Consider the following 26,180-nt stretch of genomic DNA (forward strand, 5'->3'; position numbering starts at 1 on the left):
GAAGCGCGATCGATGCACAACGACAAGGAAAGTCCCTTCACCCTGACACTCCTCGACGACCACCTCAGTTTGCAAGTGGTGCAGTTCAGCGGTCGCGAGGCCCTCAACCAACCCTATCGATTCGATATCGAAGTGATCGGCCTGGCACCGGCCCTCAACCTTGAACGGCTGCTGCAACAACCGGCGCTGCTCGACCTTGGGCAAGGCCAGGGCATTCATGGCGTGCTGCATAGCGCCAGCTGCGAACATCGAGGGCGTGGCCGGATAGGCTATAAACTGGTGCTGGTGCCGGCCCTTCAAGCACTGGATCGATACCGATCGCGGCGGGTTTTCCAGCGCCTCAGCGTGCCCATGATCCTGCGCCAGCTGCTGGAGGAGCATGGCTTGCCTGTAGACAGCTATCGCCTGGACCTGGCAGACGGGCACTATCCCCTGCGGCCGTTTTGCATTCAGTACGAAGAAACCGCCCTGGCCTTGCTGCAGCGCCTGTGCGAGGAAGAAGGCATTCACTACCACTTCGAACATTCCGCTCAGAGCCATGTGCTGGTGTTGGCCGACGACAACATGAGCTTTCCCCAGGAGCCGCTGCTGATGCCGTTCCAGGGTGATGACAGTGCTCAACCGGCGATCAGCGAGCTGTATCAGCGCCACGCTGCACAAGCCGTTTTCCCACGAACGAATGCGAAAAATCGCGGTGCTTCGCAGGTCGGTGAAGGCGCAGCCAATCACGCTTTCACCCACACGAGCGCGCCCCGCTCCACTCAGGAGCAACGTCATCACGATCAACTCGACCGCCGCGATCTGCAGCGCATGCGTTGCCAGCAGTTGCAGCTTCACGGCCAAAGCAATCAGCCCCTGTTACGCAGCGCCCGCATCGTGCAGGTTGAAGACCATCCCGTGCCGGGGTTCAACGATCAATGGCTGGTCTGCGAGGCGCGGCACCAGGGGCAGCAGGGTTCGATCCTGGCTGAGGACAGCAGGCCCCGGCGCTATCACAATCAGTTCACGGCCATTCCCTGGTCGACGGTATTTCGCCCCCCCTTGGACCAGGCCAGGCCGCGCATCCCCGGCTTTCAGCCTGCACGGGTCTGTGGTTCGGCCGGACAGCACGCGGCACAGGATGATCAAGGTCGTTTGCAGGTAAGTTTGTGGCCCGACACGGATGTCGATCCCGCAGAGGGCCTCTGGCTACCTGTCGCACTGACAGTGTCCCAAGCCCCAACGGAACCGATCCAGCTGCCCATGGCCGGCAGCGATGGCTGGGTCAGTTTCCTCGACAGCGACCCCGACCGTCCGGTGTTCTGCGCCAGCACCGGACAGCGCCGCAGCCCGCCAGCGGTGCGCGCCGACACCCGCCACAGTGACACCCGCCTGCTGCTCGACTGGCTGATCAATCGCCCGGATGACTGAGCCTCAGCCCTTGTCCGCCTTGCCGGCCGCGGCGGCGAATTTCGCCAGGCGTACGTCCAGGTGCCGTGGCCGACGCCCGTGGTCCTCGGCGCGCTCCTTGCGGCGGATGGCGTTGCGCACCATCAACGAGCCGAGGTAGCGAATCGGTTCCGGCGGGAAAAAGCCCAGCGGTCCGTTTACCAGCGGCGAGCGGGTCCAGGGGTTATCCAGGCCCTGGACCATGGAAGCGAGGATCTGCCCGCCCATGTGGCAAGGCCCCACCCCGCTGCCCGAATAACCAAAGCCGTAGAACACGTTGCCACTGGCGCTCATCTGCCCGAAGAACGGCAACCCGGTCACCGAGCGGTCCGAGGGACCGTTCCAGGTCGCTTCGACCCTGACCCCGGCAAAGGCCGGGAAGAAATCCGCCAGGCTGTGCTGCAACAGGCCGGCATAGGGCGACGGTTGATCGAACACCGGCAGCATGCGCCCACCATAGGCGAAGGTGTTGCCTCCCTTGCCGAGCATGATCCGGCCGTCCGGGGTGTTGTGGTAGTAGTGCACGAAAATCCGCGAATCGAGCACCGTGACGCCGCTGGTCAAACCGATTTCGCTGAGCAGGTCGGGCCGCGGTTCGGTGATCAGCATGTCACTGGAAACGATCGCCACGCTGCGTTCGAACTGCGGGAAGGCCCGGGCCATCCAGGCGTTCATCGCCAGCACCACCCGGTCGGCGCGAATAGTCCCGTGCGGGGTCTGTATCCCCGCAGGCTTGCCCTCCTCCAGCCCGGTCATGGCGGTGTTTTCGTGAATCCTCACGCCCAGTTGCAAGGCGACCCGGCGCAAGCCACGCACCAGCTTGCCCGGTTGCACACTGGCGGCCGCCGGGGAAAACCAGCCTTCCAGGTGCTTGGCCGAACCGGCCATGCGCTGCACATCGGCCACGGGGCGCTGGGTGAACGAGTTGATGCCGTGGCGTTCCAGCGCGGCAATGACCGCGTCGGTGGAGCCGCATTGCGCGCGGTTGGTGGCGGTGTAGAGGGTGCCGTCAAGACGATAATCGGCGTCCACCCCATACTGCTCGCAGAAGGCGCCGATGGCGTGGATGCTGCGTTCGGACTCCTTGACCAGCCGCACCGCCTCCTCAACGCCGAACAGTCGCTCAAGGGTGAAGTACTTGGCCGACCACGACAGCGCACATCCACCGTTGCGCCCACTGGCACCGGCGCCGCAGATGTCCGCTTCGATCAGTACGACGTCCAGTTCCGGGTCCTGTTCCTTGAGCATGATCGCGGTCCACAAGCCGGTATAACCGCCGCCGACGATGCACACGTCGGCGCGGCTGTCGCCTTGCAGTGGCGGACAGGTTTCCGATGCATCCGCCTTCAAGGCCTGGTCCAGCCAAAAGGGTCTCATGGGTCAATCTCCAGTCAATTGTCCACACGCCAGCCTGCCGCAAGCGCAGCAGGCGACGCGGGAGAGGATTCAGGTACGCAGGGGTTTGATGGTCATCGCCCGGTTGGGGACGTAGGCAAAGTGAGTACCCTGGCCCCCGGGGCGGCTGTTCCAGTGGGGGACCAGCACCAGCGCCGAGAACAGCGCGCAGCCAGCGAAGACAATGAACACGGTGACGGTATCGAAGTAGCCTGGCAGCAATCCGCCGAGAATCGCCCCCACCGACCCGCAACCGTTGACGAACCCGGCCGCCGTGGCGCCAGCCTTGGCGGTACCGAAATCGATGGCGGCCGCGCCGCTGATCATCGAGTCAGGTCCGTAGAGGGTCAGACCCATGACGAACAACAGCGCCACCACCAGCATCACACTGCCGGTTTGCAGGGCGCCCATGAAGAAGGCGAGCGAGACGGTCAGCGCCAACAGGCTGATGACGCAGGCCGGCATGCGCCGGGCGCCGAACAGCTTGTCCGAGGCCAGGCCGATCATGATCGGCCCGAGCAACCCGGCCAGTTCGAACGCGGTCGGAATGATCGCGGCGCCGACCTTGCCCACCGAGGGCATCTGTTCGAAAACGATCACCGGGCCCCAGAGCAGGATCGCATAGCGCGCCGGTTTCAACATGAAGTACGCCAGGCCAAGGATCAGCACGGTGCGGTTGCGCAGGATTTCCTTGAGCGGCTCCAGCACGCTGATCTTGCTTTGGGCATAAGCCTCTTCTGCGCTCAGTTCGGGCTCCGGCTCCACGGCCGGCAAGCCCACGTCTTCAGGTTTGTTGCGTTGGAAAATAAAAAACAGCACGGCGACCAGCCCAACCACCGCCGCACTGGAAATGAACGCTGCGTGCCAGGAGCCGATCAGCGTGTAGGCCCACCATCCGGCGAATGGCGATGCCACCAGTCCGCCAAAGGCGTAGCAGGAGCTCCATAGACCCAGCACCCGCCCGCGTTGCTCGGACGGAAAGAAACTGCCGAGGTTCTTGCACAGCCCCGACCATCCGGTGGACTGCGCCAAGCCTTGAATCAGCATGCAGGTGGCGAAGATCGGCAAGGTGGCGAAACTGCCCATCACCAGCGCTGCTGCCGCCGAAATCAGCAAGCCGCCAAGGACCACCACCCGCGGCCCGAAGCGGTCGGCCAGGATGCCCCAGGTGAATTGGCCGATGGCGTAGGCGGTCAGGTAAATGGCGTCGAGGTTGGCCATGGCCATCTTGTCGAGCATGAACGTCGGGTCTTCGCCGATGCCGAGCTTGGCAACGGAAAACGCTTTGCGGGTGAAGTAGAAAGCGGCGTAGGCGAGCCAGGTGATCGCGAAGATCTGCACGCGCCAACGCTTGATGGTGCCGATGTGCTTGTTCATTGTGGTTCTGACCTCAGGGTGTGAGTGTGCCGGCAGAATTGGAAGAAAACGCCTGTGTTTTTATTGTTGAGCACTGCGAAATCACCTTGTCCCTGTGGGCGATTCCGGTCAGATGAGTCCTGTTGTTGCACGCACAGGCTCATGGCACCCGCGCTGTTCGACTGAGCAGTCACCGGGGCTGAGGTCGATCAAAACAATTACTGATTAATAAGTGAAATCGATTTATCGTATTTCCAAAATAAGCTCAGCTTGTTACTGGAGATTCCCATGTCGGTTTCCCACGCCCAGCTCAAAGCCTTCCATGCCGTGGCCGTGCATGGAAGCTTCACCAAAGCCGCCGAGCGTTTGTTTCTCACCCAGCCGGCGATTTCCGACCAGGTGCGCAAACTCGAAGAACGCTACGGCGTGTTGCTGTTCCATCGCAACAAACGCTCGGTACGCCTCACCGACCTGGGCGAGCGTTTGTTGAGCGTCACCCAGAAATTGTTCGTGATCGAAGCCGAGGCCCAGGAGCTGTTGCAGGATTCCCAGGCGTTGCAGACCGGCAGCCTGATCCTGGCGGTGGATGCGCCGGTGCATGTGCTGCCACAGATCGCCCGGTTCTGCGAGCGCTACCCCGGCATCAGCGTGAAGATCGAAACCGGCAACACCGATGAATCGCTGTTCCGCCTGTTCAACTATCAGGCCGACCTGGCGTTGCTCGGCCGCGAGGTGAGTGACGAGCGATTGATCTCGCTGCCGCTGCGCAATGATCCGATGGTGGCGTTCGTGTCGCGCAATCATCCGTGGGCGGATCGCGAGTCCATCACCCTCGCGGACCTCGACGATACGCCGCTGGTGCTGCGGGAAATCGGTTCGGTGACCCGCCAGACCCTGGAAGAAGAAATGGCCGGCGCGGGGTTTCGCATTCGCCCGGCGATTCAGGTCGAAGGTCGCGAAGCTGCGCGGGAGGCGGTGGTGGTGGGAATTGGTGTGGGCGTGGTGTCGGCGGCGGAGTTCGGTGCGGATTCGCGGGTGTGCGCGTTGCCGATTATCGATTGCAAGCGGCGCTTGACCGAGACGCTGGTGTGCTTGCGTGAACAGAGTTCGCGGCGGGTGGTGGCGACGTTTCTGCAGATGGTTCGCGAGAGTCTTGTGTAGACAGGTCTGGCCTCTTCGCGAGCAAGCCCGCTCCCACATTTGATTGCATTCCTCCAGGCAGAACGCGGTCAAATGTGGGAGCGGGCTTGCTCGCGAATGCAGGCGACTCGATTTATCGGCCAGGCGCCAAGCCGAAAAACGCCTGAATCAGGCGCAAATCCCGCCGCCGCTCCATGCACCCCATCATGTGCCGATTGACCAACCCGTCACCAATGATCGGCACCGCCGCCACCCGCGGGTCATGGCTGACCTCCACCGACGACACCACCCCCACTCCCAACTCGGCAGCGACCGCCTCGGTCACCGCTTCCCGGCTGTCCAGCTCCAGCAACACCCGCGGATTGACCTGTGCCTGGAGGCAGGCTTCATCGAAGGTGCGTCGGGTGATCGAACTTGGCTCACGCAGCACCATGATCACCTGGTCCAGTTCCTTGAGCGGCACGCCTTGAGTGCGCCGCGCCCAGGGATGACCTTCGGGCACCAGGGCGCAGATCCGCGATTCGCTCAGGGCTTGCAAATGCAGGCCCTTGCGCGGCTCGACTTCGGTCAATACCGCCACGTCGGCATGCTCGGACAACAGCGCCGCCAGGGTTTCCTGGGCATTGCCCAGGCGCAGGTTGACGGTGATCCCCGGATAACGCGCGCGCAGGCTCGCGAGCATCGGCATGACCATGTGCGGGCCGTCCGCCGCCACTTCCAGGCGCCCGGTGAGCAACTGCCGGTTGGCCTCCAGCATCGCTTGCGCCTCCTCGGCCAGGCCGAACATCGCCCGGGTGATCGCCGCCAGCTTGGTGCCCTCCTCCGTCAACTCCACTCGTCGTGCGGTGCGGCGCAACAGCGTGATCTGGTAGTGCTCTTCCAGCGACTTGATGTGCCCGGTGACCGCCGGCTGACTAATGAATAGCCGCGCGGCGGCGCGGGTAAAGCTGCCCTCCCGGGCCACGGCATCGAACGCGCGGAGCTGAAACAGGTTCATGAATAACTCTCACTGATGGCTGGCATAACAACAAACAATTTGATTGATAACTCGGCAAATTGCAATTTAAGCCCCGTAGCTTCATCCCATCGATTGCGAGGACACGAGAATGAGTACTGCCGCACCCATCCTGCTCACCCCCGGCCCGTTGACCACGTCGCCCCGCACCCGTCAGGCGATGATGGTTGACTGGGGTTCATGGGATGACCGCTTCAACCAGCTGACCGCCAGCCTCTGCGAACAACTGCTGGCGATCATCAACGGCGCCGCCAGCCATCACTGCGTGCCACTGCAAGGCAGCGGCACCTTCGCCGTCGAAGCGGCGATCGGCACCCTGGTGCCCCGTGACGGCAAGATCCTGGTGCTGATCAACGGTGCCTACGGCAAACGCTTGGCGAAGATCTGCGAAGTACTCGGGCGCTCGTTCAGCACTTTCGAAACCGCCGAAGACGAACCGACCACCGCCGCCGACGTCGAACGCCTCCTGCGCGCCGATACCGGCATCACCCACGTTGCCCTGATTCACTGCGAAACCAGCACCGGCATCCTCAACCCGCTGCCGGAAATCGCCCAGGTGGTCGAGCAGCACGGCAAGCGCCTGATCATCGATGCGATGAGCTCCTTCGGCGCGCTGCCGGTAGACGCTCAACAGGTGCCGTTCGATGCGCTGATCGCCGCTTCCGGCAAATGCCTGGAAGGCGTGCCGGGCATGGGTTTCGTGTTCGCTCGCAAAGAATCCCTGGCCAACGCCGCCGGCAACTCGCACTCCCTGGCGATGGACCTGTACGACCAGCACACCTACATGGCCAAGACCGGGCAATGGCGCTTCACCCCGCCGACCCACGTGGTTGCCGCGCTGCACGAAGCCCTGCTGCAATACAACGAAGAAGGCGGCCTGCCCGCCCGGCACCAGCGCTACGCCGCCAACTGCCAGGCCCTGATGGAAGAGATGGCCGGGCTGGGCCTGCGCAGCTTCCTGCCGGCCGCCATCCAGGCGCCGATCATCGCCACCTTCCATGCGCCGAAAGATCCGCGTTACCAGTTCAAGGAGTTCTACGAACGAGTCAAGGCCAAGGGTTACATCCTCTACCCGGGCAAACTGACTCAGGTCGAGACGTTCCGTGTGGGCTGCATTGGTCATGTGCAACCTTCAGAAATGCGCGAAGCCGTGGCTGCTATCGGCGAAGTACTTCGCGAGATGGAAGTGCTAGAGATCTAACCCACATCACTTTTCCCCTGTGGGAGCGGGCTTGCTCGCGAAAGCGGAGTGTCAGTCGACATCATTGCTGATTGTCAGACCGTATTCGCGAGCAAGCCCGCTCCCACAAAAAGCAACCCATCATTAGCCAGTTGCCACAGGATCTGATCACCATGAACTACACCAACCCAACCAAACTGCAGGCCGCCATCCTCGACTGGGCCGGCACCGTGGTCGACTTCGGCTCGTTCGCGCCGACGCAGATTTTCGTCGAGGCTTTCGCCGAGTTCGACGTCCAGGTCTCCATCGAAGAGGCCCGTGGCCCGATGGGCATGGGCAAGTGGGACCACATCCGCACCCTGTGCGACCAGCCGCAAGTCGCCGAGCGCTATCGCAAGGTGTTCGGCCGTACGCCGACCGACGATGACGTCACCGCCATCTACCAGCGTTTCATGCCCCTGCAGATCGAGAAAATCGCCGAACACTCGGCGCTGATTCCCGGCGCCCTGGACACCATTGCCGGCTTGCGTGAACAGGGGATCAAGATCGGTTCCTGCTCCGGTTATCCGAAACAGGTCATGGACAAGGTCGTCGAACTGGCCGCCACCAACGGCTACGTGGCCGACCACGTGGTCGCCACCGACGAAGTGCCGAACGGCCGCCCATGGCCCGCCCAGGCATTGGCTAACGTGATCGCGCTGGGCATCGACGACGTCGCCGCGTGCGTGAAGATCGACGACACCGTGCCGGGCATCCTCGAAGGCCGTCGTGCCGGCATGTGGACCGTCGCGCTGATCTGCTCGGGCAACGCGCTGGGCCTGGACTATGAAGGCTATCGCGCCCTGGGCAGCGATGAACTGGCCAGCGAGCGCAAGCGCATCCACGCCCTGTTCGAAGGCTCGCGCCCGCACTACATGATCGACACCATCAGCGATTTGCCTGAAGTGATTGCCGACATCAACAAGCGCCTGGCCAAGGGCGAAATGCCGCAAACCAACTGACCAAACGCGTATCGCCCTCTGTAGGAGCTGCCGCAGGCTGCGATCTTTTGATCTTGTTTTCAAGATCAAAAGATCGCAGCCTGCGGCAGCTCCTACAAGGCATTCAGCGTCAGAGAGCCTTCAAGCAAACCCGGTGAAACAGGATTACAGTTAAAGCACACCGTCGATCAAGAACGGGTGGCTTCAAACCGGACCTGTGAGGAACACCGTATGCCGTGGAAAAACTCCGACTCGCGCTACAGCACCGTCTCGATCGCACTGCATTGGTTGATGCTGGTCCTGCTGGCGCTGGTTTACGCCTGTATCGAACTGCGCGGCCTGTTTCCCAAGGGCAGCGGTGGTCGAACACTGATCGTCGAATCGCACTTCATGCTCGGCCTGACCGTCTTCGTGCTGGTCTGGCTACGCCTGTTCGCCCGCAGCCTTGGCCCGGCACCGCAGATCTTTCCGGCGTCACCCAAGTGGCAAACGCTGCTGGCCAAATTGATGCACTGGGCGCTGTACCTCTTCATGATCGCCATGCCGATCCTGGGCTGGCTGGTCACCAGCGCCAAAGGTAACCAGGTGATGTTCTACGGCTTCGACCTGCCCCTGCTGGTCGCGCAAAACAAGGACCTGGCCAAGCAGATCCAGGGCTGGCACGAACTCGGTGGCACCCTCGGTTACTGGCTGATCGGCCTGCACGCCGTCGCCGGGCTGTATCACCACTATGTGGTGGGCGACAACACCCTGCTGCGAATGATGCCCAAGCGGGTCAACAGCAATACCGGAAGCTGACGCATATCAAATGTGGCAGCGGGCTTGCTCGCGAAGGCAGTGTGTCAGTCAATCAATGATGCGACTGATGCACCGCCTTCGCGAGCAAGCCCGCTCCCACAATGGATTGCGGTGCTTTTCAGGTTTTGGAGCTGAAACCCCGGCGGCCCTGCAAACCACCGGTGTGGATAAAGATCAGCCGCGTGCCTGGGGCAAACTTGCCTGCCTCTACCTGCTGTTTCAGCGCCAGCAACGCCTTGCCGGTGTACAGCGGTTCCAGTGGAATGCCGCTGGCCTGTTCGGTCTGCTCGATGAATTCAAGCAATAGCGAATCGACCTTGGCAAAACCACCGCGGCTGGCGTCGAACAGTTCGTAAGACGGATCACTCACCCCCGCCTGCGCCAGGATGCGCTCGACCTGCTGTGCCACCCCATGATCGTCCGGCACCGCCAGCGCACCGTAGACCGAGTGCTCGCCCGCTTCGGCCATGACCAGGCCAGCCAGGGTCGTGCCGGTGCCGCAGGCCAGCCACCAACCGTCGTAGTCGTTCCAGCCCAGGTCATTCAGTTGCCGGCAGGCCAATGCCTTGAGCGGCAGGCAGCCCTGTGCACCCGGCAACCCGCCGCCGCCTTCAGGCACCGCCAGTAAGTCGGGATACTGCGCCTGCCATGGCTCCCAGAAACCCGCCTCATGCCGCGCCCGATAGCCGGCAAAACCGAGCCAGTGCAGGTGCATGCCGAACGCCTGCAAATCGTTCACCGTCGGAGTTTGCTGAGGGTGCCCGCGCAACAGGCCGACCGTGGCGAAACCGAATCGCTTGCCGGCAGCGGCCAGGGCATGCAGGTGATTGGAATGGGCGCCGCCGAGGCTGATGATGCCCTTGGCGCCTGCCTGGTCAGCGGCTTTGAGGTGTTCGGTGAGCTTGAACCATTTGTTGCCGCTGATCAGCGGGTCGATCTGGTCCAGGCGCAGGATGGCGAGTTCGATGTTGGCGGTGGTGAGCCAATCAAGGTGGAGGCGATCGAGTGGGGCTTGGGGTAGCCAGTCGGAAGGAACAATCATCAGCGCTGGGCGACCTGAAAAACCCCATTCTACCAGCCGATAAAAAACCCTGTAGGAGCTGTCGAGTGAACGAGGCTGCGATCTTTTGATTTTTAAAAGCAAGATCAAAAGATCGCAGCCTTCGGCAGCTCCTACAGTTCGGCAGCCAGTCGCGAACCCTGATTGATCGCCCGCTTGGCATCCAGCTCCGCCGCGACATCCGCGCCGCCGATCAGATGCACGTTCTGCCCCGCCGCCACCAGGCCTTCCTGCAACTCGCGCAGCGGGTCCTGCCCGGCGCAGATCACAATGTTGTCCACGGGCAGCACCTGCGGTTCACCGGTTTCGCCGATGCGAATGTGCAGGCCTTCGTCGTCGATCTTCAGGTATTCGACGCTGTTGAGCATCTGCACCTGCTTGTTCTTCAGACCGGTGCGGTGGATCCAGCCGGTGGTCTTGCCCAGGCCGTCGCCGACTTTGGACTTCTTGCGTTGCAGCAGGAACACTTCGCGGGCCGGTGCATGGGGCGCCGCCTTGATGCCGGCGACACCGCCGCGGGCTTCCAGGTGCGTGTCGATGCCCCACTCCTTCCAGAATTCATCGCGGTTCAGGCTGGTGGCCTGGCCCTGGTGAACCAGGAATTCCGAGACGTCGAAGCCGATACCGCCAGCGCCGATCACCGCGACTCGCTTGCCCACCGGTTTGCGCTCGAGCAGCACGTCCAGGTAGCTCAGCACCTTGGCATTTTCCACCCCCGGAATCGCCGGCAAGCGCGGCGCAATACCGGTCGCCAGGATGATCTCGTCGTAGCCGCCCTCGACCAGTTTCGCCACATCGACGCGGGTGTTCAGGCACACCTCGACGTTAGTGGTCTGCAGCTTGCGACCGAAGTAACGCAGGGTCTCGAAGAACTCTTCCTTGCCCGGCACCCGCTTGGCCACGTTGAACTGGCCGCCGATTTCGCTGGCCGAATCGAACAGCGTCACCGCATGGCCACGCTCGGCCGCCACGGTGGCGGCGGACAAGCCGGCAGGTCCGGCACCGACCACGGCGATTTTCTTGATCTGCTGCACCGGCACATAGTTGAGTTCGGTTTCGTGGCAGGCGCGCGGGTTGACCAGGCAGCTGGTCAACTTGCCGCCGAAGGTGTGGTCCAGGCAGGCCTGGTTGCAGCCGATGCAGGTATTGATTTCATCGGCGCGGCCCTCGGCGGCCTTGTTGACGAAGTCCGGGTCGGCGAGGAACGGCCGCGCCATGGAGACCATGTCGGCATCGCCCTCGGCAAGGATCTGCTCGGCGACTTCCGGGGTGTTGATGCGGTTGGTGGTGATCAGCGGAATGTTCACCGAGCCGCGCAGTTTGGCCGTGACCTTGCTGAAGGCCGCGCGCGGCACCTTGGTGGCGATGGTCGGGATTCGCGCTTCGTGCCAGCCGATGCCGGTGTTGATGATCGTCGCACCGGCCTGCTCGATGGCCTTGGCCAGCAGCACGATTTCGTCCCAGGTGCTGCCGCCCTCGACCAAGTCGAGCATCGACAGGCGGAAAATGATGATGAAGTTCGGGCCAACCGCCTCACGCACGCGACGCACGATTTCCACCGGCAGACGCATGCGGTTTTCGTAGCTGCCGCCCCAGCGGTCGGTGCGGTGGTTGGTGTGGGCGGCGAGGAACTGGTTAATGAAATAACCTTCGGAACCCATGATCTCGACGCCGTCGTACTCGGCCTGCTGGGCCAGGGTCGAGCAGGTGACGAAATCGCGGATCTGCTTCTCGATGCCTTCCTCGTCCAGTTCCTTGGGCTTGAACGGGTTGATCGGCGCCTGGATCGCGCTCGGCGCAACCTGTTTCGGGCTGTAGGCATAACGACCGGCGTGGAGGATCTGCATGCAGATCTTGCCGCCCGCCTCGTGCACCGCGCGGGTGACGATGCGGTGCTTGAGCGCTTCTTCCTCGGTGGTCAGCTTGGCCGCGCCGGAATACACACCACCCTCGTCGTTCGGGCCGATACCGCCGGTGACCATCAGGCCGACTCCGCCACGGGCACGCTCGGCGAAGTACGCCGCCATGCGCTCGAAACCGCCGGGCTTTTCCTCGAGGCCGGTGTGCATCGACCCCATCAGGGTGCGGTTGCGCAACGTGGTGAATCCCAGGTCCAGCGGGGCCAACAGGTGCGGGTAATGGGCGGCGGTCATCGGTAACTCCACAGCGAGCGATCACGGGAAAAGCGGAAGCTCTACGGCCCCCGTCAGTCATGTTCGACAGACTAAGAGCCGCGCAGCTGCGGCTCAATGACCGAAACTGACAACTTGATGATCGAAATGTGCAGCGACGCTCAAGCCGGTGCTCCCAGCAACTGGCTCAGCACGGCGCGCAACTTGCCGGGTTTCACCGGTTTGTTCAGCAGCGGCGCTTCGAGCCGTTGCAACGAGCGCCGGCACTGGTCCGTACGATCCGCGGTGATGATCACGGCAGGAATGGCCTGGCGGTAATGCTCGCGCAAATGCCTGACCACATCACAGCCCACCACGCCGTGGTCAAGGTGATAGTCCGCCAGGATCAGTTCCGGCGCCCGCCCCGCCAGGGCCGCCAGCGCCGAGTGTTCATCGGTGGCGGTGACCACGTCGCAGCCCCACTGCCCGAGCAACGCACTCATGCTTTCGAGGATGCTCACTTCATTGTCCAGCACCAGCAATCGCCGGCCCGGCAGCGGATTACCCGTGCCCGGTTGCGGCGCCGCGAGGCTGATGGGCAAAGGCACCTCGCGGGATATCGGTACCTCGATGCTGAACATCGATCCGCGGCCCGGAAGCGAGTGCACCTGGATGCGGTAGTCGAGGATTTTCGCAATGCGCTCGACGATCGCCAGCCCCAGCCCCACGCCCTTGCGGTCGGCGGCGCGGCCCACGTCCAGCTGATTGAATTCGAGGAAGATGGAGTCCAGGCGATCGGCGGGAATGCCGCGTCCGGTGTCCCACACTTCCAGGCGCAGCTTGTCGCCCCGGCAACGGGCCCCCAGCAGGATGCTGCCTTCGTCGGTGTAGCGACAGGCGTTACTGAGGAAGTTGCGCAGGATCCGGGTCATCAGGCGCAAGTCGGTGCGAATGGCGTAATCGCCCATGTGCACGCGCAACCGCAAGCCGGCGGCCTGGGCCACGGACTGGAACTCCGAGACCAGTGGCCCGAGCAATTCGTCGAGGCGATACAGCGCGACATCCGGCTTGACCGCCGCTTGATCGAGGCGGGAGATGTCCAGCAAGTCGGTGAGCAGGTCCTCGGCGCCTTCCAGCGCCTGATGGGTACGCTCGACCAGCACCTGCTCGACCTCGGGCAGCTTGCGCTCACGCAAGGTCGAGATCAGCAACCGCGCGGCGTTGAGCGGTTGCAGCAGGTCATGACTCGCCGCAGCGAGGTATTTGTCCTTGCTGCGGTTGGCGGCCTGCGCGGCGTCCCGGGCATCGCGCAGGGCTTCGGCGATCTGTTTACGCTGGGTGATCTGTTGTTGCAGGTTGCGGTTGGCTTCCAGCAGTTCGTCGGTGCGCGCGGTCACGCGCTGTTCCAGTTGGTCGTTGAGTTGCTGCAGGCGTTCCTGGGCAAGCTTGCGTTCGGTGATGTCGGCGACGAAACCTTCCACCAGCCCTTCCTGGTCGGGCTTGAGCAGCAGGTTCATCAGCACGTCGAGATGGCTGCCGTCCTTGCGCCGCAACTGGGTTTCATAGCCGTGCAGGCTGCCCTGGTGGGTGAGAATTTCGCCGATGTCTTCCAGCTCCTGGGCACCACCGACAAACAGGTTGCTCGCCAGGTCCGCCAGGGAGAACAGCACCTCCTGCGGGTCCTGATAACCAAGCATGCGCGCCAGGGCCGGGTTGGCGGCGCGCATGCCGTCGTGCAGGCTGGCCTGGAAAATCCCGTGGACCGCGTTTTCGAACAACCATTTGTAGCGGTTGCGCTCGGCTTCCAGTTCGTCGAGGCGCGCGGCCAGTTCCGGGTAATGGCTCTTGCGCGCCGAATGACTGCCTAATCCGAGTAATCCGGCCAGCGCCCGTTGTTGCTCGTCAGAGGGCTTCGCCATAGACGACCTCGACATCACGCTGACTGGATTCGCGCGGGTTGGTGAGGATGCACGGGTCATCCATGGCGTGTTGCGACAGGAATGGAATGTCCGAAGTCCTGACCCCATGCAGCCCGAGGGTTTCGTGGAAACCGATCGCATGCTTGAGAGCGATCAGGTGCTCGACCAGGCGCCCGCAGATCTGCCGGTGATTGAGGCCCCGGCAGTCGATGCCGAACGTCTCGGCGATGACCTTGAAACGGTCCGGCGCCGAGTCGTAGTTGAACGCCACCACGTGCTCCACCAGCACCGCGTTGCACAGGCCATGGGGCAGGTCGAGAAAGCCGCCGAGGCTGTGGGACATGGCATGCACCGCGCCAAGGATCGCGTTGGAGAACGCCAGCCCGGCCTGCATGCTGCCGAGCATGATTTTCTCACGCAGGGCGATGTCCGTTGGGTTGGCGATCATCTGCACCAGGTTGCCGTTGATCAGGCGCATGGCTTCCAGCGCATGGGGATCGGTCAGCGGCCCGTGCCCGGTCGACACGAAGGCTTCGATGGCATGCACCAGCGCGTCGATGCCGGTACAGGCCGACAGGAACGGGTCCATGCTCAGGGTGGTTTCCGGGTCGATCAGCGACACGTCCGGCACCACCGCCTTGCTGACGATGGAGAACTTCATGCGTTCCTGCTGATTGGAAATGATCACGAATTGCGAGACGTCGGCCGAGGTGCCGGCGGTGGTCGGAATCAGGATCAGCGGCGGGCTGGGCACGCGGATGGTGTCCACGCCTTCGAACTCGAGGATGCTGCGACCATGGGCGACGACAATGCCGATGCCCTTGCCGCAATCCATCGGGCTGCCGCCGCCGACGGCGACGATCACATCGCAGTGGTTTTCCCGGTACAGCTCGGCACCGAGCATCACCTCTTCCACTCGCGGGTTGGGCGAGACGCCGCTGTACAGGCAGTATTCGATGCCCAGGGCTTGCAGGCTGGCTTCGACATCCGCCACCCATCCGGCGGCAATCACCCCCGGGTCGCTGACCACCAGCACCTTGCGCGCGCCAAAGGTCTTGGCGTAGTTGCCGACGTTGTGCCGGCAACCGGCACCGAAGATGATTTCAGGCGAAACGAATTTACGCAGCTGGCTGAGACTCTGGCTCATTGGAAAGCCTGTTTTTATTGTTTTGGAAGGTAAGGCCCACACTAACGCATCCGGCTGCGAATGCAATCAGACCAATGGCTGGGTTCACCACAGGTCCCACATTGGAATTGTGTTGCCGGGGTCACCGCGGTAGATCAGCTGCGAAGCCTTCGCATTGCGCAACGTCAGGTGTTCCATGCCCTGCCCCGGCGCTTCTGCTTCCTCGCGAGCCTTGATGATGACGCCATGGTGAGGCGACTTGCTGCACACAGGGTCGGCATTGGCCGCGTCGCCGGTGAGCATGAACGCCTGGCAGCGGCAGCCCCCCAGGTCCTTGTGTTTTTCATCGCAGGAACGACACGGCTCCTTCATCCAGTCATCGCCACGAAAACGGTTGAAACCCAAGGATTGGTTCCAGATGTGCTCGATGCTGTGCTCGCGCACGTTGGGAAACTGCACCGGCAATTGCCGGGCGCTGTGGCAAGGCAGCGCCGTGCCGTCCGGGGTGATGTCGAGAAACAGGTTGGCCCAGCCGTTCATGCAAGTCTTGGGACGTTCTTCGTAGTAATCGGGGGTGACGAAAATCAGCTTGCAGGGATGCCCCTGGGCCTCAAGACGCTCGCGATATTCATTGGTGATGCGCTCGGCCCGTTGCAGTTGCTCCCGGGTCGGCAACAGGCCGACGCGGTTGAGCTCGGCCCAGCCATAGAACTGGCAGGTGGCCAATTCGACGAAATCCGCTTCCAGCTCCAGGCACAGATCAATGATCCTGGCGATGTCATCGATGTTGTGCCGATGGGTGACGAAGTTCAGCACCATCGGATAACCCTGGGCTTTCACCGCCCGGGCCATCGCCAGCTTCTGCGCGAAGGCCTTGCGCGAGCCGGCGAGCATGTTGTTCACCGCTTCGTCGGCGGCCTGGAAACTGATCTGGATGTGATCGAGCCCGGCGACCTTGAAGTCGCGCACCTTCTGCTCGGTCAGGCCGATGCCCGAGGTGATCAGGTTGGTGTAGTAGCCCATGTCTCGTGCAGCTTTGATCAACTCCGCCAAGTCCTGGCGCACCAATGGCTCACCACCGGAAAAACCCAGTTGCGCGGCGCCCATTTCGCGCGCCTCACGGAACACGCGAATCCATTCTTCGGTACTCAACTCTTCACCTGATTTGGCAAAGTCCAATGGGTTGGAGCAGTACGGGCATTGCAGCGGACAACGATAAGTCAGCTCCGCCAACAGCCACAGCGGTGGCCCCGGACGCGTCTCATTCGATCCAGAACTGAGCACGGGCCACCTCCAGAAACGCCAGCACATCCTCGTCGATTCCCGGCACACCGGGGAAACTCGCGGAGAGTAAATCAATGATCGCCGCCACACTGCGCTGACCGTCCAGCAGATCGAGAATCTGCCCGGCACTGGCATTGAGCTTGATCATGCCTTCTGGGTACAGCAGCACATGGCAGTCCTGACGCGGCTCCCACTGCAAGCGAAAACCCGGGCGCAGCGTCGGTGAATGCGCGCGTTTGACCAGGCTCACAGCGCGATCCCCCGATGCCAGACGCGCTCGGTTGTCACCGTGTGATACGGCGGGCGCTCCAGCTCATAGGCCATGCTCATGGCGTCGAGCATGCTCCACAGCACGTCGAGCTTGAATTGCAGAATCTGCAGCATGCGTTGCTGGGCCTCGAGGGTGACGTAGTGGGCCAGGGTGATGCGCAAGCCGTGTTCGACATCCCGTCGGGCCTGGCTCAGGCGCGTGCGGAAGTAGTCGTAGCCGGCGGGGTCGATCCATGGGTAATGGGTCGGCCAGGCATCGAGTCGCGACTGATGGATCTGCGGCGCGAACAGCTCGGTCAACGAGCTGCTGGCCGCTTCCTGCCAGCAGGCACGCCGGGCGAAATTGACGTAGGCATCCACGGCGAAACGTACGCCGGGGAGCACCAGTTCCTGGGAGAGGATCTGCTCGCGGTCGAGTCCCACCGCCTCGCCCAGGCGCAGCCAGGCTTCGATACCGCCCTCGCTGCCAGGCGTACCGTCATGATCGATGATCCGTTGCAGCCATTCCCGGCGCACTTCGCGGTCCGGGCAGTTGGCCAGGATCGCCGCGTCCTTGAGCGGGATGTTGAGCTGGTAGTAGAAGCGATTGGCGACCCAGCCCTGGATCTGTGCGCGGCTGGCGTGGCCGGCGTACATGGCTTGGTGGAAGGGGTGATGGATGTGGTAGCAGGCGCCCTTGGCGCGCAGGGCCTGCTCGAATTCGCTGGGGGTCATGGGGGTGTCGGTCATTGCCGGTCTCCGGATTTGGCGGTGTCTGAACTGACGCCTTCGCGGGCAAGCCCGCTCCTACAGGCTTTGAGTACACCGCAGAACCCTGTGGGAGCGGGCTTGCTCGCGAAGGGGCCATTAGCTACAACACAATGCTCATGCCGTCATAAGCCACTTCAATCCCCCGCCGCTCCAGCAGGGCCCGCTCGGCCGAGTCTTCATCGAGGATCGGATTGGTGTTGTTGATGTGGATCAGCACCTTGCGCTGGCCGGGGAAACCCTCCAGCACTTCCAGCATGCCGCCGGGCCCGCTTTGCGCCAAGTGGCCCATTTCGCTGCCCAGGTTCTGCCCGACTTCGCAAATACGCATCTCGTCGTCGCGCCACAGGGTGCCGTCGAGCAACAGGCAATCGGCGCGCTGCATCCAGGCCAGCACCTCATCGTCGATCTGCCCAAGGCCCGGCGCGTAGAACAGCGAGGCGCCGCTAAGCGGGTCTTCGATGAACAAACCGATGGTGTCGCCCGGTTGCGGGTTGCCGCGATTGGGTGAATACGGCGGCGCGTTACTGACCAATGGAATCGCGCGAAACTGCAACTGTGGGCAGGCCGCGATCTGGAAGGGCTCGCGGTCCAGTCCGACCGGTTGCCACTGCAAGCCGCCGTTCCAGTGACCGAGCATGGTGAACAACGGGAAGCCGCTGCTCAGGTCCTGATGAACCCGCTCGGTGCACCACACGTCATGCGGGCAGCCTTCACGCAGGCTCAGCAGCCCGGTGCAGTGATCGATCTGGCTGTCCAGCAGCACCACGCCGGCGATGGCGCTGTCGCGCAGGCGACGCGCCGGCTGCAGCGGCGCAAAACTGTCGAGTTGTGCGCGGATGTCCGGTGAAGCATTGCACAGCACCCAGTCCACACCGTTGTCGCTCAGGGCGATCGACGACTGCGTGCGACGCTGGGCCCGCATACTGCCATTGCGCACACCGGCGCACTGGCGGCAGTTGCAGTTCCACTGCGGGAAACCACCGCCGGCGGCGGAACCGAGAACGCGGATGTGCATGGGCAATGCTCCAGAAGGCAGGCCCGGCCAACGCCACGGCTGGCCGGGTGATCAATCAACGGTTGGCGAAATACATCGTCACTTCGAAGCCAATGCGCAGATCGGTAAACGCGGGTTTAGTCCACATGGGTCATTCCTCTTCTTGTGCCGGGCGATTCCGGTAGAGCCATTAATGCACGGTGGGCCGGGGGGTCGAATGCTACTTTCGAAGGAGGTTTGGGGGTGATTTGGTAGGGGGGGGTGACACAAATTTCCAATACCCCACATACCCATGTGGGAGCGGGCGTGCTCGCAAAGGCGGCGTCACAATCAAAAACTGGTTGACTGAAACTCCGCTTTCGCGAGCAAGCCCGCTCCCACATTTTGTTTCGCGGTGAATTCAAGGGATCAGAAGAACCCCAACGGATTGATGTCGTAGCTCACCAGCAGGTTCTTGGTCTGCTGGTAATGGTCGAGCATCATCTTGTGGTTCTCCCGGCCGACACCGGACTTCTTGTAGCCGCCGAACGCCGCATGCGCCGGGTACAGGTGGTAGCAGTTGGTCCACACGCGCCCGGCCTTGATCGCCCGGCCCATGCGGTAGGCGCGGTTGATGTCGCGGGTCCAGAGGCCGGCACCGAGGCCGAACTCGCTGTCGTTGGCGATGGCCAGTGCCTCGGCTTCGTCCTTGAAGGTGGTGACGCCCACCACCGGCCCGAAGATTTCTTCCTGGAACACGCGCATCTTGTTGTGGCCCTTGAGCAGCGTCGGCTGGATGTAATAGCCGCTGGACAGGTCGCCCTCCAGACGCTCGGCCGCGCCGCCGGTGAGCAGTTCGGCGCCCTCCTCCTGGGCGATGGCCAGGTACGAGAGGATCTTGTCGTATTGCTGTTCGGAAGCCTGGGCGCCGACCATGGTCTCGGTGTCCAGCGGGTTGCCGCGCTTGATCTTGACGATCTTCTTCATGACTTCGGCCATGAAGGGTTCGTAGATCGACTCCTGCACCAGGGCCCGGGACGGACAGGTGCACACTTCGCCCTGGTTGAAGAACGCCAGCACCAGGCCTTCGGCGGCTTTTTCGATGAACGCAGGTTCCGCGTTCATGATGTCTTCGAAGAAGATGTTCGGCGACTTGCCGCCCAGCTCAACGGTGCTCGGAATGATGTTCTCGGCGGCGCAATGCATGATGTGCGCGCCCACCGGGGTCGAGCCGGTGAAGGCGATCTTGGCGATGCGCTTGCTGGTGGCGAGGGCCTCCCCGGCTTCGCGACCGAATCCCTGGACGATGTTCAGCACGCCGGCAGGCAGCAGGTCGGCGATCAGTTCGGCGAAGACCATGATCGACAGCGGCGTTTGTTCTGCGGGCTTGAGCACGATGCAGTTGCCTGCAGCCAATGCTGGCGCGAGTTTCCAGGCAGCCATCAGCAGCGGGAAGTTCCACGGAATGATCTGCCCCACCACGCCCAGGGGTTCGTGGAAGTGATAGGCGGTGGTCAGTTCGTTGATCTCGGCGGCGCCGCCTTCCTGGGCGCGGATGCAGCCGGCGAAGTAACGGAAATGGTCGGCCGCCAGGGGCACGTCGGCGTTGAGGGTTTCGCGCACGGCCTTGCCGTTGTCCCAGGTTTCGGTGACGGCGAGGATTTCCAGGTTCTGCTCGATGCGGTCGGCGATTTTCAACAGCACCAGGGAGCGGTCCTGGGCCGAGGTCTTGCCCCAGGCATCGGCGGCGGCATGGGCGGCGTCCAGGGCCTTGTCGATGTCGGCGGCGCTGGAGCGCGGGAATTCGGCGATCACCTCACCGTTGACCGGCGAGGTGTTGGTGAAGTACTCGCCATTGACCGGCGCGACGAATTCGCCACCGATGAAGTTGCCGTAGCGTGGCTTGAACGTCACGACGGCGCCAGGTGTTCCGGGTTGGGCGTAGATCATGGTGGGCCTCTGTCTGGGTCGATGCCTGTCGTACCGACAGGCGATGCACCGATACTAGTGAGCCCCGCACGCCAGACGAATGCATCGTTGGCAGGAGGAGCTCTCGTCATTTGGTCGTAGGCGTTGCACACACCCAAATGTGGGGGGGTTATGCGGTGGACTGGGGATTAGTGTTTGGCAACGAGGTCTTTGGGCAACTTGAAGGTCCAGAGCATGCCGCCCTGGTTGAAGTCCTTGACCCGCTTGGCCACTTCGCCGCCCCACAGCGGCACGGCGCCGCCCCAGCCGGAGAGCACCGAGACGTACTGTTCGCCGTCCATTTCCCAGGTCACGGGCGAGCCGAGCACGCCGGAGCCGGTCTGGAATTCCCAGACCTTCTCGCCGGTCTTGGCATTGAACGCCTGCAGGAATCCTTCCGGCGTGCCGGTGAACACCAGGTTGCCCTTGGTGGTCAGCACACCGCCCCACAGCGGCGCGAAGTTCTTGTGGCGCCAGACTTCCTTGCCGGTTTTCGGGTCGATCGCCCGCAGCACGCCGATGTAGTCTTCATTCAACGGCTTGATGGTGAAACCGGCACCGAGGAACGCCGCGCCTTTCTTGTAGGCGATGCCTTCGTTCCAGATGTCCATGCCCCATTCGTTGGACGGCACGTAGAACAAGCCGGTGTCGCGGTTGTAGGCCATCGGCATCCAGTTTTTCGCGCCGAGGAAGGCCGGCGCGACGAACACCGAGCTGCCCTTGGCTTCCGTGCCCGGTGCGCCAGGACGGCTGGCTTCGTTGTAGATCGGCCGACCGGTCTTATCCAGGCCGGTGGCCCAGGTGATCTTGTCCACGAACGGGAAGCCGCGGATGAATTTGCCGTTGGTGCGGTCCAGCACGTAGAAGAAACCGTTGCGGTCAGCGGTGGCCGCCGCCTTGATTTCCTTGCCGCCCTCGGTGTAGTTGAACGACACCAACTCGTTGACGCCGTCATAGTCCCAGCCGTCGTGGGGCGTGCTCTGGAAGTGCCACTTGATGGTGCCGTCGTCCGGGTTGAGCGCCAGGCGCGACGACGAGTAGAGGTTGTCGCCAGGGCGCAGGTGCGAGTTCCAGGGCGCCGGGTTGCCGGTGCCGAACAACAGCAGGTTGGTTTCCGGGTCGTAATAACCGCCCAGCCAAGGCGCGGCGCCCCCGGTCTTCCACAGGTCGCCCGGCCAGGTCTTGCCCGCTTCGCCGCCGGAGATGCCGTTTTCCACGGCCTTGCCGTCCTTGTAGACGTAACCCATGTGGCCTTCCACCGTTGGCCGGCTCCACAGCAAAGTACCGTTCTTCGGGTCGTAGGCTTCGATCTTGCCGACCACGCCGAATTCGCCACCAGCCACGCCGGTGATCAGCTTGCCGTTGATCACCAGCGGCGCGGCGCTGATCGAGTAGCCTTCCTTGTGGTCGGCGACTTTCTTGCTCCAGACCACCTTGCCGGTGTCCTTGTTCAGCGCCACGAGCTTGGCGTCGAGGGTGCCGAAGATCACCAGGTCGCCGTACAGCGCGACGCCACGGTTGATCACGTCGCAGCAGGGGCGGATGTCATCCGGCAGGCGCGCATCGTATTGCCAGAGCTTCTTGCCGGTACGCGCATCCACGGCGAACACCCGCGAATAGGAGCCGGTCATGTACATCACGCCGTCCTTGATCATCGGCTGCGCCTGCTGGCCGCGCTGCTTTTCCCCGCCGAAGGAGAACGCCCACACCGGTCGCAGCTCCTTGACGTTGTCGACGTTGAGGATCTCCAGCGGGCTGTAGCGCTGACCCTGTACGCCGAGGCCGTTGGTGACGATCTGCTCGGGGTTCTTGGGATCCTGGAGAATGTCCTGGTCGGAAACCCCGGCCAAGGCCTGGCCGGACAACAGCATGGCACTGAGCAGCAGGCTCAAGACGAAGGGCTGGCGACGTGCGGGTTGAGTCATGACGGCTTCCTCTGCAGTTTTTGTTATTTCCGGGAAATTTTCCCGGTCTGGTGCAGATTCTTGGGCGCCGCCGCCCGGACAACAATTGCCCGCAATGTGGAGTTTTCTAGTTCCTTGGTACAGGGTCGGATGCGGTGACTAGCGGATTTTGTGCCCTACACAAGTCCCCTGTGGGAGCGGGCTTGCTCGCGAAAGCGGTGGGTCAATTAGCATGTTCGTGGCTGACACAACGCCTTCGCGAGCAAGCCCTCCCAAGGATTTAGTGGGTCAGTTGTTTGAGTTGGAGTCGACTCGGGTCATCTGCACTCGCTCGTAACGCGGGTACAAATGACTGACGCTGCGGATCAATTCGTAGCGGCTGAGGTTGATCCCGGCAAAGCGCTCGGGAATCGGGCTGCGGATCATCTCGCTCATGTCGCTGCCGTTGGCCGCGCCGTCGCGCATCAACTGATCGAGCCAACCCAGGTAGTCGCGCATTTGCGCGAAGGGCTGCGGATCGCTGGCGACCGGGCCGTGGCCGGGCACGATCAGTGTCCAGGGTAAAGCCTGCAGGGTCGCGATGTCGGCCAGCCACACCGCCAGCCCCGGACTGTTGGGCGTGGTCAGCGCCCGCTGATAAAACACCAGGTCCCCGGCAAATAGCACGCCGGTTTTCTGGTCGAGAATAGCCAGATCCGCACCTGTATGCCCACCCAGGCTCAGCAGGCGCAAATCGTGATTCCCAAAACTTTCCACACCCGGCGTCAGCGCCTGCGTCGGCAACACCACTTCGGTGCCGCGCATCCAGTCGCCCACCAGCCGGTACATGTTCTCGGCCATGGCATCGCCCTGCTTTTGCAGCAGCTCGCTGGTGCCGGCCAGTGCGCCAATCGGCACGCCGGTAAACGCCTGGTTGCCCAGCACATGGTCGGGGTGATGATGGGTCAACAGCACCTGGATCACCGGCTTGTCGGTGGTCGCCGCGATGGCCCGGCGCATGGCCTCGCCATAACGCCTGGACGGCCCGGTATCGATCACCACCACGCCCCGCTCGGTCACGATGAACGCCGTGTTGACGATGTTGCCACCGTTGCCTTTGGCGAAATTATCGGTGCTGCCTTCGAGCAGCCAGGTGTCTTCGGCGATCTGCCTGGGCTTGAGCGAGTACTCGAGTTCGGCCATGGCCGGCAGGCCCAGGCCGATCAACAACAGCAGCATCCAGCGCATGACAGGCTCCTTGGATTCAGGGGATCGACGCATCGAACCGATTGCCGCTGTTATCGCGCAACAACAGGCGCGTCGGCCCTGCCCCTTCGATATCGAAGGCCAGGCTGGGGTTTTCGCTGACGGCGGGGAACAGTTCGAGGCGGGCCAAAAGCTGATCGTGCTGATTGCGCAACTCGGCATGGTTGAGGAAAAATTCCGGGATGCCGCTGACCATGCCGTTGTCCATTGGATGCGCCACCTGCAGGCGCACGCGGTTGAATGCCTCCCGCGGGTAACGGCCGCCCAGCACTTCGCCGATGTGTTCTTCCCAGCCCGCCTGGGTGCGTACCACGCTGGGCGCGGTGCAGCCGCCGCCTGCCGCGTCGATCAGGGTCGAACCGACATGCCACACCCCGTCACGGGTCAACACCGCCGCGCGCAAGGGCGTGGCCTGTTCGACGCGGATGCGGATCGACAGCCACGGCAACACACCATCCAGCGGTTCGAAATCGACGATTTTCGGCAGGGGATTGAGTTCCGCCCAGGCAAGGATTTTCACCACCTCGCCCTTGAACGCCCGGGCGTCGATTTCCAGGGGCACTTGCCGGGCGTCTTCGGCGAATGGCGGTGCCAGCAGCTTGACCCGCTGATCGAACACGAACGGCGCATCGCCAAGCATCTGCTTGTGATAGAAGGCCCACATCACCGACGGTACCGGATCCTGGCCCGGATCGATGTCCACCGCCCGGACGGCCGGGCTCAGGATCAACCACGCGGCCAACAGACAACTCCCTCGCCAGATCATCCCTTGCTCCTATTGGTACATCTCGGGCACGTCGTAACGCAGGCCGTAATGGCCATAGATGGTTTTCACCGAGCCTTCGCGGATCAGGCCTTCCAGCGCCTCCTCCACGGCGTAGGCCAATTGCCGGTTGCTTTCGTGCACCGCCATGCCGATTTCCCAGAGTTGCTTGCCCATGTTCGGGTAGGCGTTTTCCGCCAGGGTCAACTGCGGGTTGGCCGCTTCATGCACTTGCCAGTCGATCTCGCCGCGCATGGCCATGACCGCGTCGACCTCGCCGGCCTTCATCGCCGCAAACGCCTGGGGCACGCCCGGGTAGTGGCGGGTCTTGCCGGCGAGCATGCCGTTGAACACCGAGGTCAGGTAGAACGACGGCACGCTGTCGACCTCGACGCCGATCGGGTGTTGCTCGAACACCGCGACGCTGGCCACCTTATCCAGCCGTCGACGGTCGTAGGCGACCTGCCACTGCTCGTTCTGGTATGGGCCGAACATCACCACATGGCCGTTTTCCATCTCGCCGAATTCGTTGCGTTTCTGCGCGTAATCGCGGTCGTACGGCACCCGCATCATCAGGTCGGCCAGTTGCTGGTTGTGCAGCGGGCTGGCCCGCCAGATGTAATCGCGCAGGTCGTCGTCGAGCTTTTCCCCGGCGGGCGCCCAGATCAGCGTCAGGCGCACGCCCAGCGCCTTGGCCAGCGCCTGGGCCAGTTCGACATCGACACCCCGGGGCTGACCGGCGTCTTCAAAACTGTAAGGGGCAAAATCCTTGTAGACCGCCACTTTCAGCTCCCCGGCAGCGATCATTTCGTCATAGTTGCGAACCTGCGCCTGCACCGACTGGCAGCACAGCCATACAGCGCCGATCAACACCGCGAGCAGGCGCATGGGTCACTCCTCGACGTGGACGCTGTCCAGGTAACTGCGCACCGCCCACAGGGCTTCCTGGCTCAGATAGTCGGCCATCTTCGGCATGTACACGCGGCCGTCACGCACCGCGCCATGGCGCACCCGTTCGACGAACCATTCATCGCCCGCCTCGCCGACATCGAGCATGCGCAGGTCCGGCGCGATACCACCGGACTTGGCTTCCAGGCCATGGCAGGCCGCACAGTTCTGGTTGTAGGCCGACGAGCCGATTTCCACTGCCTTGTCGTGCTCCGGGGAACTGCGGTAAGGGTTCACGGCGGCCCAGCCGTCGCCATCCACCTGGACGCCGGCATCCTTGATCGGGGTCAGGCCTTTGGTCTCAACGGCTTGTGGCACCACATTGCCGTGGGCCCATACGGAACCTGCACTGATAAAGCCGGCCAGCAGTCCGGCAACGAGCAAGGCGTTGCGTTTTGTTGTCATTGTTATGCCCTCTGGATTGCACGCAAGACCTCTTGGCAGAGGCTATGGCAACCATCTTAGGAACCCCGACGCGCTGACCCCATGCTGCTTTGGTGGCCGCCGTCTAGTCCCTTGGTAGTAAGGCCTTGGAGGGACGCCCAAATCAGGTGGCCCCTGGGAATT

General features: G+C 62.9%; 23 protein-coding genes. 5 read left to right on the plus strand and 18 right to left on the minus strand.

What is annotated here, in order from left to right:
- Positions 1-12: 12 nt before the first annotated feature.
- Positions 13-1,410, plus strand: coding sequence for a type VI secretion system Vgr family protein (locus tag DKB71_RS22440; RefSeq protein WP_408597505.1), 1,398 nt, complete (start codon positions 13-15; stop codon positions 1,408-1,410).
- 3 nt (positions 1,411-1,413) lie between these two features.
- Here the strand turns inward: DKB71_RS22440 and DKB71_RS22445 are convergent, their stop codons facing one another.
- Both DKB71_RS22445 and DKB71_RS22450 read right to left on the minus strand, forming a co-directional pair.
- The gene (locus tag DKB71_RS22445) at positions 1,414-2,805 is read right to left on the minus strand and encodes an FAD-dependent oxidoreductase (RefSeq protein ID WP_408597507.1); all 1,392 of its coding nucleotides are present in this window, start codon (positions 2,803-2,805) and stop codon (positions 1,414-1,416) included.
- A gap of 69 nt (positions 2,806-2,874) precedes the next feature.
- Entirely contained in the window at positions 2,875-4,200 is a 1,326-nt protein-coding gene (locus tag DKB71_RS22450; protein ID WP_274074736.1) for an MFS transporter, read from the minus strand.
- 267 nt (positions 4,201-4,467) lie between these two features.
- On the opposite strand from DKB71_RS22450, the gene DKB71_RS22455 reads away from it, so the two are divergent.
- Entirely contained in the window at positions 4,468-5,340 is an 873-nt protein-coding gene (locus tag DKB71_RS22455; protein WP_274074735.1) for a LysR family transcriptional regulator, read from the plus strand.
- Positions 5,341-5,452: 112 nt separating this feature from the next.
- Here the strand turns inward: DKB71_RS22455 and DKB71_RS22460 are convergent, their stop codons facing one another.
- The gene (locus tag DKB71_RS22460) at positions 5,453-6,316 is read right to left on the minus strand and encodes a LysR substrate-binding domain-containing protein (protein WP_408597510.1); all 864 of its coding nucleotides are present in this window, start codon (positions 6,314-6,316) and stop codon (positions 5,453-5,455) included.
- Positions 6,317-6,425: 109 nt separating this feature from the next.
- Here DKB71_RS22460 and DKB71_RS22465 point away from each other — a divergent pair, with 109 nt between their 5' ends.
- The 3 genes from DKB71_RS22465 (at position 6,426) to DKB71_RS22475 (ending at position 9,292) form a co-directional block, all read left to right on the plus strand.
- Positions 6,426-7,535, plus strand: coding sequence for a 2-aminoethylphosphonate--pyruvate transaminase (locus DKB71_RS22465; protein ID WP_408597512.1), 1,110 nt, complete (start codon positions 6,426-6,428; stop codon positions 7,533-7,535).
- Between the two features lie 152 nt (positions 7,536-7,687).
- Positions 7,688-8,515 carry a phosphonoacetaldehyde hydrolase gene (gene phnX / locus DKB71_RS22470; RefSeq protein WP_408597514.1) on the plus strand — a complete coding sequence of 276 codons (828 nt, stop codon included), beginning with the start codon at positions 7,688-7,690 and terminating at the stop codon, positions 8,513-8,515.
- A 210-nt stretch (positions 8,516-8,725) separates the two neighbouring features.
- The gene (locus DKB71_RS22475; RefSeq protein ID WP_274074731.1) at positions 8,726-9,292 is read left to right on the plus strand and encodes a cytochrome b; all 567 of its coding nucleotides are present in this window, start codon (positions 8,726-8,728) and stop codon (positions 9,290-9,292) included.
- 118 nt (positions 9,293-9,410) lie between these two features.
- On the opposite strand, the gene DKB71_RS22480 is transcribed toward DKB71_RS22475, so the two are convergent.
- The 15 genes from DKB71_RS22480 to pedF form a co-directional block, all read right to left on the minus strand.
- On the minus strand, positions 9,411-10,334 hold the full coding sequence (locus DKB71_RS22480; protein WP_408597516.1) for a 1-aminocyclopropane-1-carboxylate deaminase/D-cysteine desulfhydrase: 924 nt from the start codon (positions 10,332-10,334) through the stop codon (positions 9,411-9,413).
- Between the two features lie 131 nt (positions 10,335-10,465).
- Positions 10,466-12,505, minus strand: coding sequence for an FAD-dependent oxidoreductase (locus DKB71_RS22485; protein WP_408597518.1), 2,040 nt, complete (start codon positions 12,503-12,505; stop codon positions 10,466-10,468).
- 140 nt (positions 12,506-12,645) lie between these two features.
- On the minus strand, positions 12,646-14,382 hold the full coding sequence (locus tag DKB71_RS22490; RefSeq protein ID WP_323628683.1) for a NahK/ErcS family hybrid sensor histidine kinase/response regulator: 1,737 nt from the start codon (positions 14,380-14,382) through the stop codon (positions 12,646-12,648).
- The gene (ercA, locus tag DKB71_RS22495; RefSeq protein WP_274074728.1) at positions 14,366-15,529 is read right to left on the minus strand and encodes an alcohol dehydrogenase-like regulatory protein ErcA; all 1,164 of its coding nucleotides are present in this window, start codon (positions 15,527-15,529) and stop codon (positions 14,366-14,368) included. Before ercA ends, DKB71_RS22490 begins: the two co-directional genes overlap by 17 nt.
- Positions 15,530-15,613: 84 nt before the next feature.
- Positions 15,614-16,792, minus strand: a complete 1,179-nt coding sequence (gene pqqE, locus DKB71_RS22500) for a pyrroloquinoline quinone biosynthesis protein PqqE (RefSeq protein ID WP_408597521.1) — start codon at positions 16,790-16,792, stop codon at positions 15,614-15,616.
- Positions 16,770-17,042 carry a pyrroloquinoline quinone biosynthesis peptide chaperone PqqD gene (gene pqqD / locus DKB71_RS22505; RefSeq protein WP_408597523.1) on the minus strand — a complete coding sequence of 91 codons (273 nt, stop codon included), beginning with the start codon at positions 17,040-17,042 and terminating at the stop codon, positions 16,770-16,772. The genes pqqE and pqqD overlap by 23 nt, the downstream gene beginning before the upstream one ends.
- On the minus strand, positions 17,039-17,791 hold the full coding sequence (pqqC, locus tag DKB71_RS22510) for a pyrroloquinoline-quinone synthase PqqC (RefSeq protein ID WP_408597525.1): 753 nt from the start codon (positions 17,789-17,791) through the stop codon (positions 17,039-17,041). Before pqqC ends, pqqD begins: the two co-directional genes overlap by 4 nt.
- Before the next feature lie 121 nt (positions 17,792-17,912).
- Positions 17,913-18,827: a pyrroloquinoline quinone biosynthesis protein PqqB gene (pqqB, locus tag DKB71_RS22515; RefSeq protein WP_323628680.1), complete on the minus strand. Its 915-nt coding sequence runs from the start codon at positions 18,825-18,827 to the stop codon at positions 17,913-17,915.
- Between the two features lie 55 nt (positions 18,828-18,882).
- A complete protein-coding gene (pqqA, locus tag DKB71_RS22520) occupies positions 18,883-18,954 on the minus strand; it encodes a pyrroloquinoline quinone precursor peptide PqqA (RefSeq protein WP_003253598.1) in 72 nt (23 codons plus the stop codon).
- 260 nt (positions 18,955-19,214) lie between these two features.
- Complete coding sequence (locus DKB71_RS22525; RefSeq protein WP_274074723.1) at positions 19,215-20,735, minus strand: aldehyde dehydrogenase family protein; 1,521 nt, start codon at positions 20,733-20,735, stop codon at positions 19,215-19,217.
- A gap of 167 nt (positions 20,736-20,902) precedes the next feature.
- The gene (locus tag DKB71_RS22530) at positions 20,903-22,678 is read right to left on the minus strand and encodes a PQQ-dependent methanol/ethanol family dehydrogenase (RefSeq protein ID WP_274074722.1); all 1,776 of its coding nucleotides are present in this window, start codon (positions 22,676-22,678) and stop codon (positions 20,903-20,905) included.
- A gap of 267 nt (positions 22,679-22,945) precedes the next feature.
- Positions 22,946-23,884: a quinoprotein relay system zinc metallohydrolase 1 gene (locus DKB71_RS22535; RefSeq protein WP_408597528.1), complete on the minus strand. Its 939-nt coding sequence runs from the start codon at positions 23,882-23,884 to the stop codon at positions 22,946-22,948.
- Between the two features lie 16 nt (positions 23,885-23,900).
- Positions 23,901-24,668: a quinoprotein dehydrogenase-associated SoxYZ-like carrier gene (locus DKB71_RS22540; RefSeq protein WP_408597530.1), complete on the minus strand. Its 768-nt coding sequence runs from the start codon at positions 24,666-24,668 to the stop codon at positions 23,901-23,903.
- Positions 24,669-24,677: 9 nt separating this feature from the next.
- Entirely contained in the window at positions 24,678-25,553 is an 876-nt protein-coding gene (locus DKB71_RS22545; protein ID WP_408597532.1) for a substrate-binding periplasmic protein, read from the minus strand.
- Between the two features lie 3 nt (positions 25,554-25,556).
- Entirely contained in the window at positions 25,557-26,018 is a 462-nt protein-coding gene (gene pedF, locus DKB71_RS22550) for a cytochrome c-550 PedF (protein WP_274074718.1), read from the minus strand.
- Positions 26,019-26,180 lie beyond the last annotated feature (162 nt).

Source organism: Pseudomonas sp. PLMAX (genome assembly GCF_046042685.1).
GTDB classification, from domain to species: domain Bacteria; phylum Pseudomonadota; class Gammaproteobacteria; order Pseudomonadales; family Pseudomonadaceae; genus Aquipseudomonas; species Aquipseudomonas putida_AE.

Coding starts and splice junctions, on each gene's coding strand:
- DKB71_RS22525 (WP_274074723.1), bottom strand. CDS start 20,735: ATGATCTACGCCCAACCCGGAACACCTGGCGCCGTCGTGACGTTCAAG.
- DKB71_RS22530 (WP_274074722.1), bottom strand. CDS start 22,678: ATGACTCAACCCGCACGTCGCCAGCCCTTCGTCTTGAGCCTGCTGCTC.
- DKB71_RS22445 (WP_408597507.1), bottom strand. CDS start 2,805: ATGAGACCCTTTTGGCTGGACCAGGCCTTGAAGGCGGATGCATCGGAA.
- DKB71_RS22450 (WP_274074736.1), bottom strand. CDS start 4,200: ATGAACAAGCACATCGGCACCATCAAGCGTTGGCGCGTGCAGATCTTC.
- DKB71_RS22485 (WP_408597518.1), bottom strand. CDS start 12,505: ATGACCGCCGCCCATTACCCGCACCTGTTGGCCCCGCTGGACCTGGGA.
- ercA (WP_274074728.1), bottom strand. CDS start 15,529: ATGAGCCAGAGTCTCAGCCAGCTGCGTAAATTCGTTTCGCCTGAAATC.
- DKB71_RS22440 (WP_408597505.1), top strand. CDS start 13: ATGCACAACGACAAGGAAAGTCCCTTCACCCTGACACTCCTCGACGAC.
- pqqB (WP_323628680.1), bottom strand. CDS start 18,827: ATGCACATCCGCGTTCTCGGTTCCGCCGCCGGCGGTGGTTTCCCGCAG.
- phnX (WP_408597514.1), top strand. CDS start 7,688: ATGAACTACACCAACCCAACCAAACTGCAGGCCGCCATCCTCGACTGG.
- DKB71_RS22540 (WP_408597530.1), bottom strand. CDS start 24,668: ATGATCTGGCGAGGGAGTTGTCTGTTGGCCGCGTGGTTGATCCTGAGC.
- DKB71_RS22545 (WP_408597532.1), bottom strand. CDS start 25,553: ATGCGCCTGCTCGCGGTGTTGATCGGCGCTGTATGGCTGTGCTGCCAG.
- DKB71_RS22480 (WP_408597516.1), bottom strand. CDS start 10,334: ATGATTGTTCCTTCCGACTGGCTACCCCAAGCCCCACTCGATCGCCTC.
- DKB71_RS22460 (WP_408597510.1), bottom strand. CDS start 6,316: ATGAACCTGTTTCAGCTCCGCGCGTTCGATGCCGTGGCCCGGGAGGGC.
- DKB71_RS22475 (WP_274074731.1), top strand. CDS start 8,726: ATGCCGTGGAAAAACTCCGACTCGCGCTACAGCACCGTCTCGATCGCA.
- pqqC (WP_408597525.1), bottom strand. CDS start 17,791: ATGACCGACACCCCCATGACCCCCAGCGAATTCGAGCAGGCCCTGCGC.
- DKB71_RS22465 (WP_408597512.1), top strand. CDS start 6,426: ATGAGTACTGCCGCACCCATCCTGCTCACCCCCGGCCCGTTGACCACG.
- pedF (WP_274074718.1), bottom strand. CDS start 26,018: ATGACAACAAAACGCAACGCCTTGCTCGTTGCCGGACTGCTGGCCGGC.
- DKB71_RS22535 (WP_408597528.1), bottom strand. CDS start 23,884: ATGCGCTGGATGCTGCTGTTGTTGATCGGCCTGGGCCTGCCGGCCATG.
- DKB71_RS22490 (WP_323628683.1), bottom strand. CDS start 14,382: ATGGCGAAGCCCTCTGACGAGCAACAACGGGCGCTGGCCGGATTACTC.
- DKB71_RS22455 (WP_274074735.1), top strand. CDS start 4,468: ATGTCGGTTTCCCACGCCCAGCTCAAAGCCTTCCATGCCGTGGCCGTG.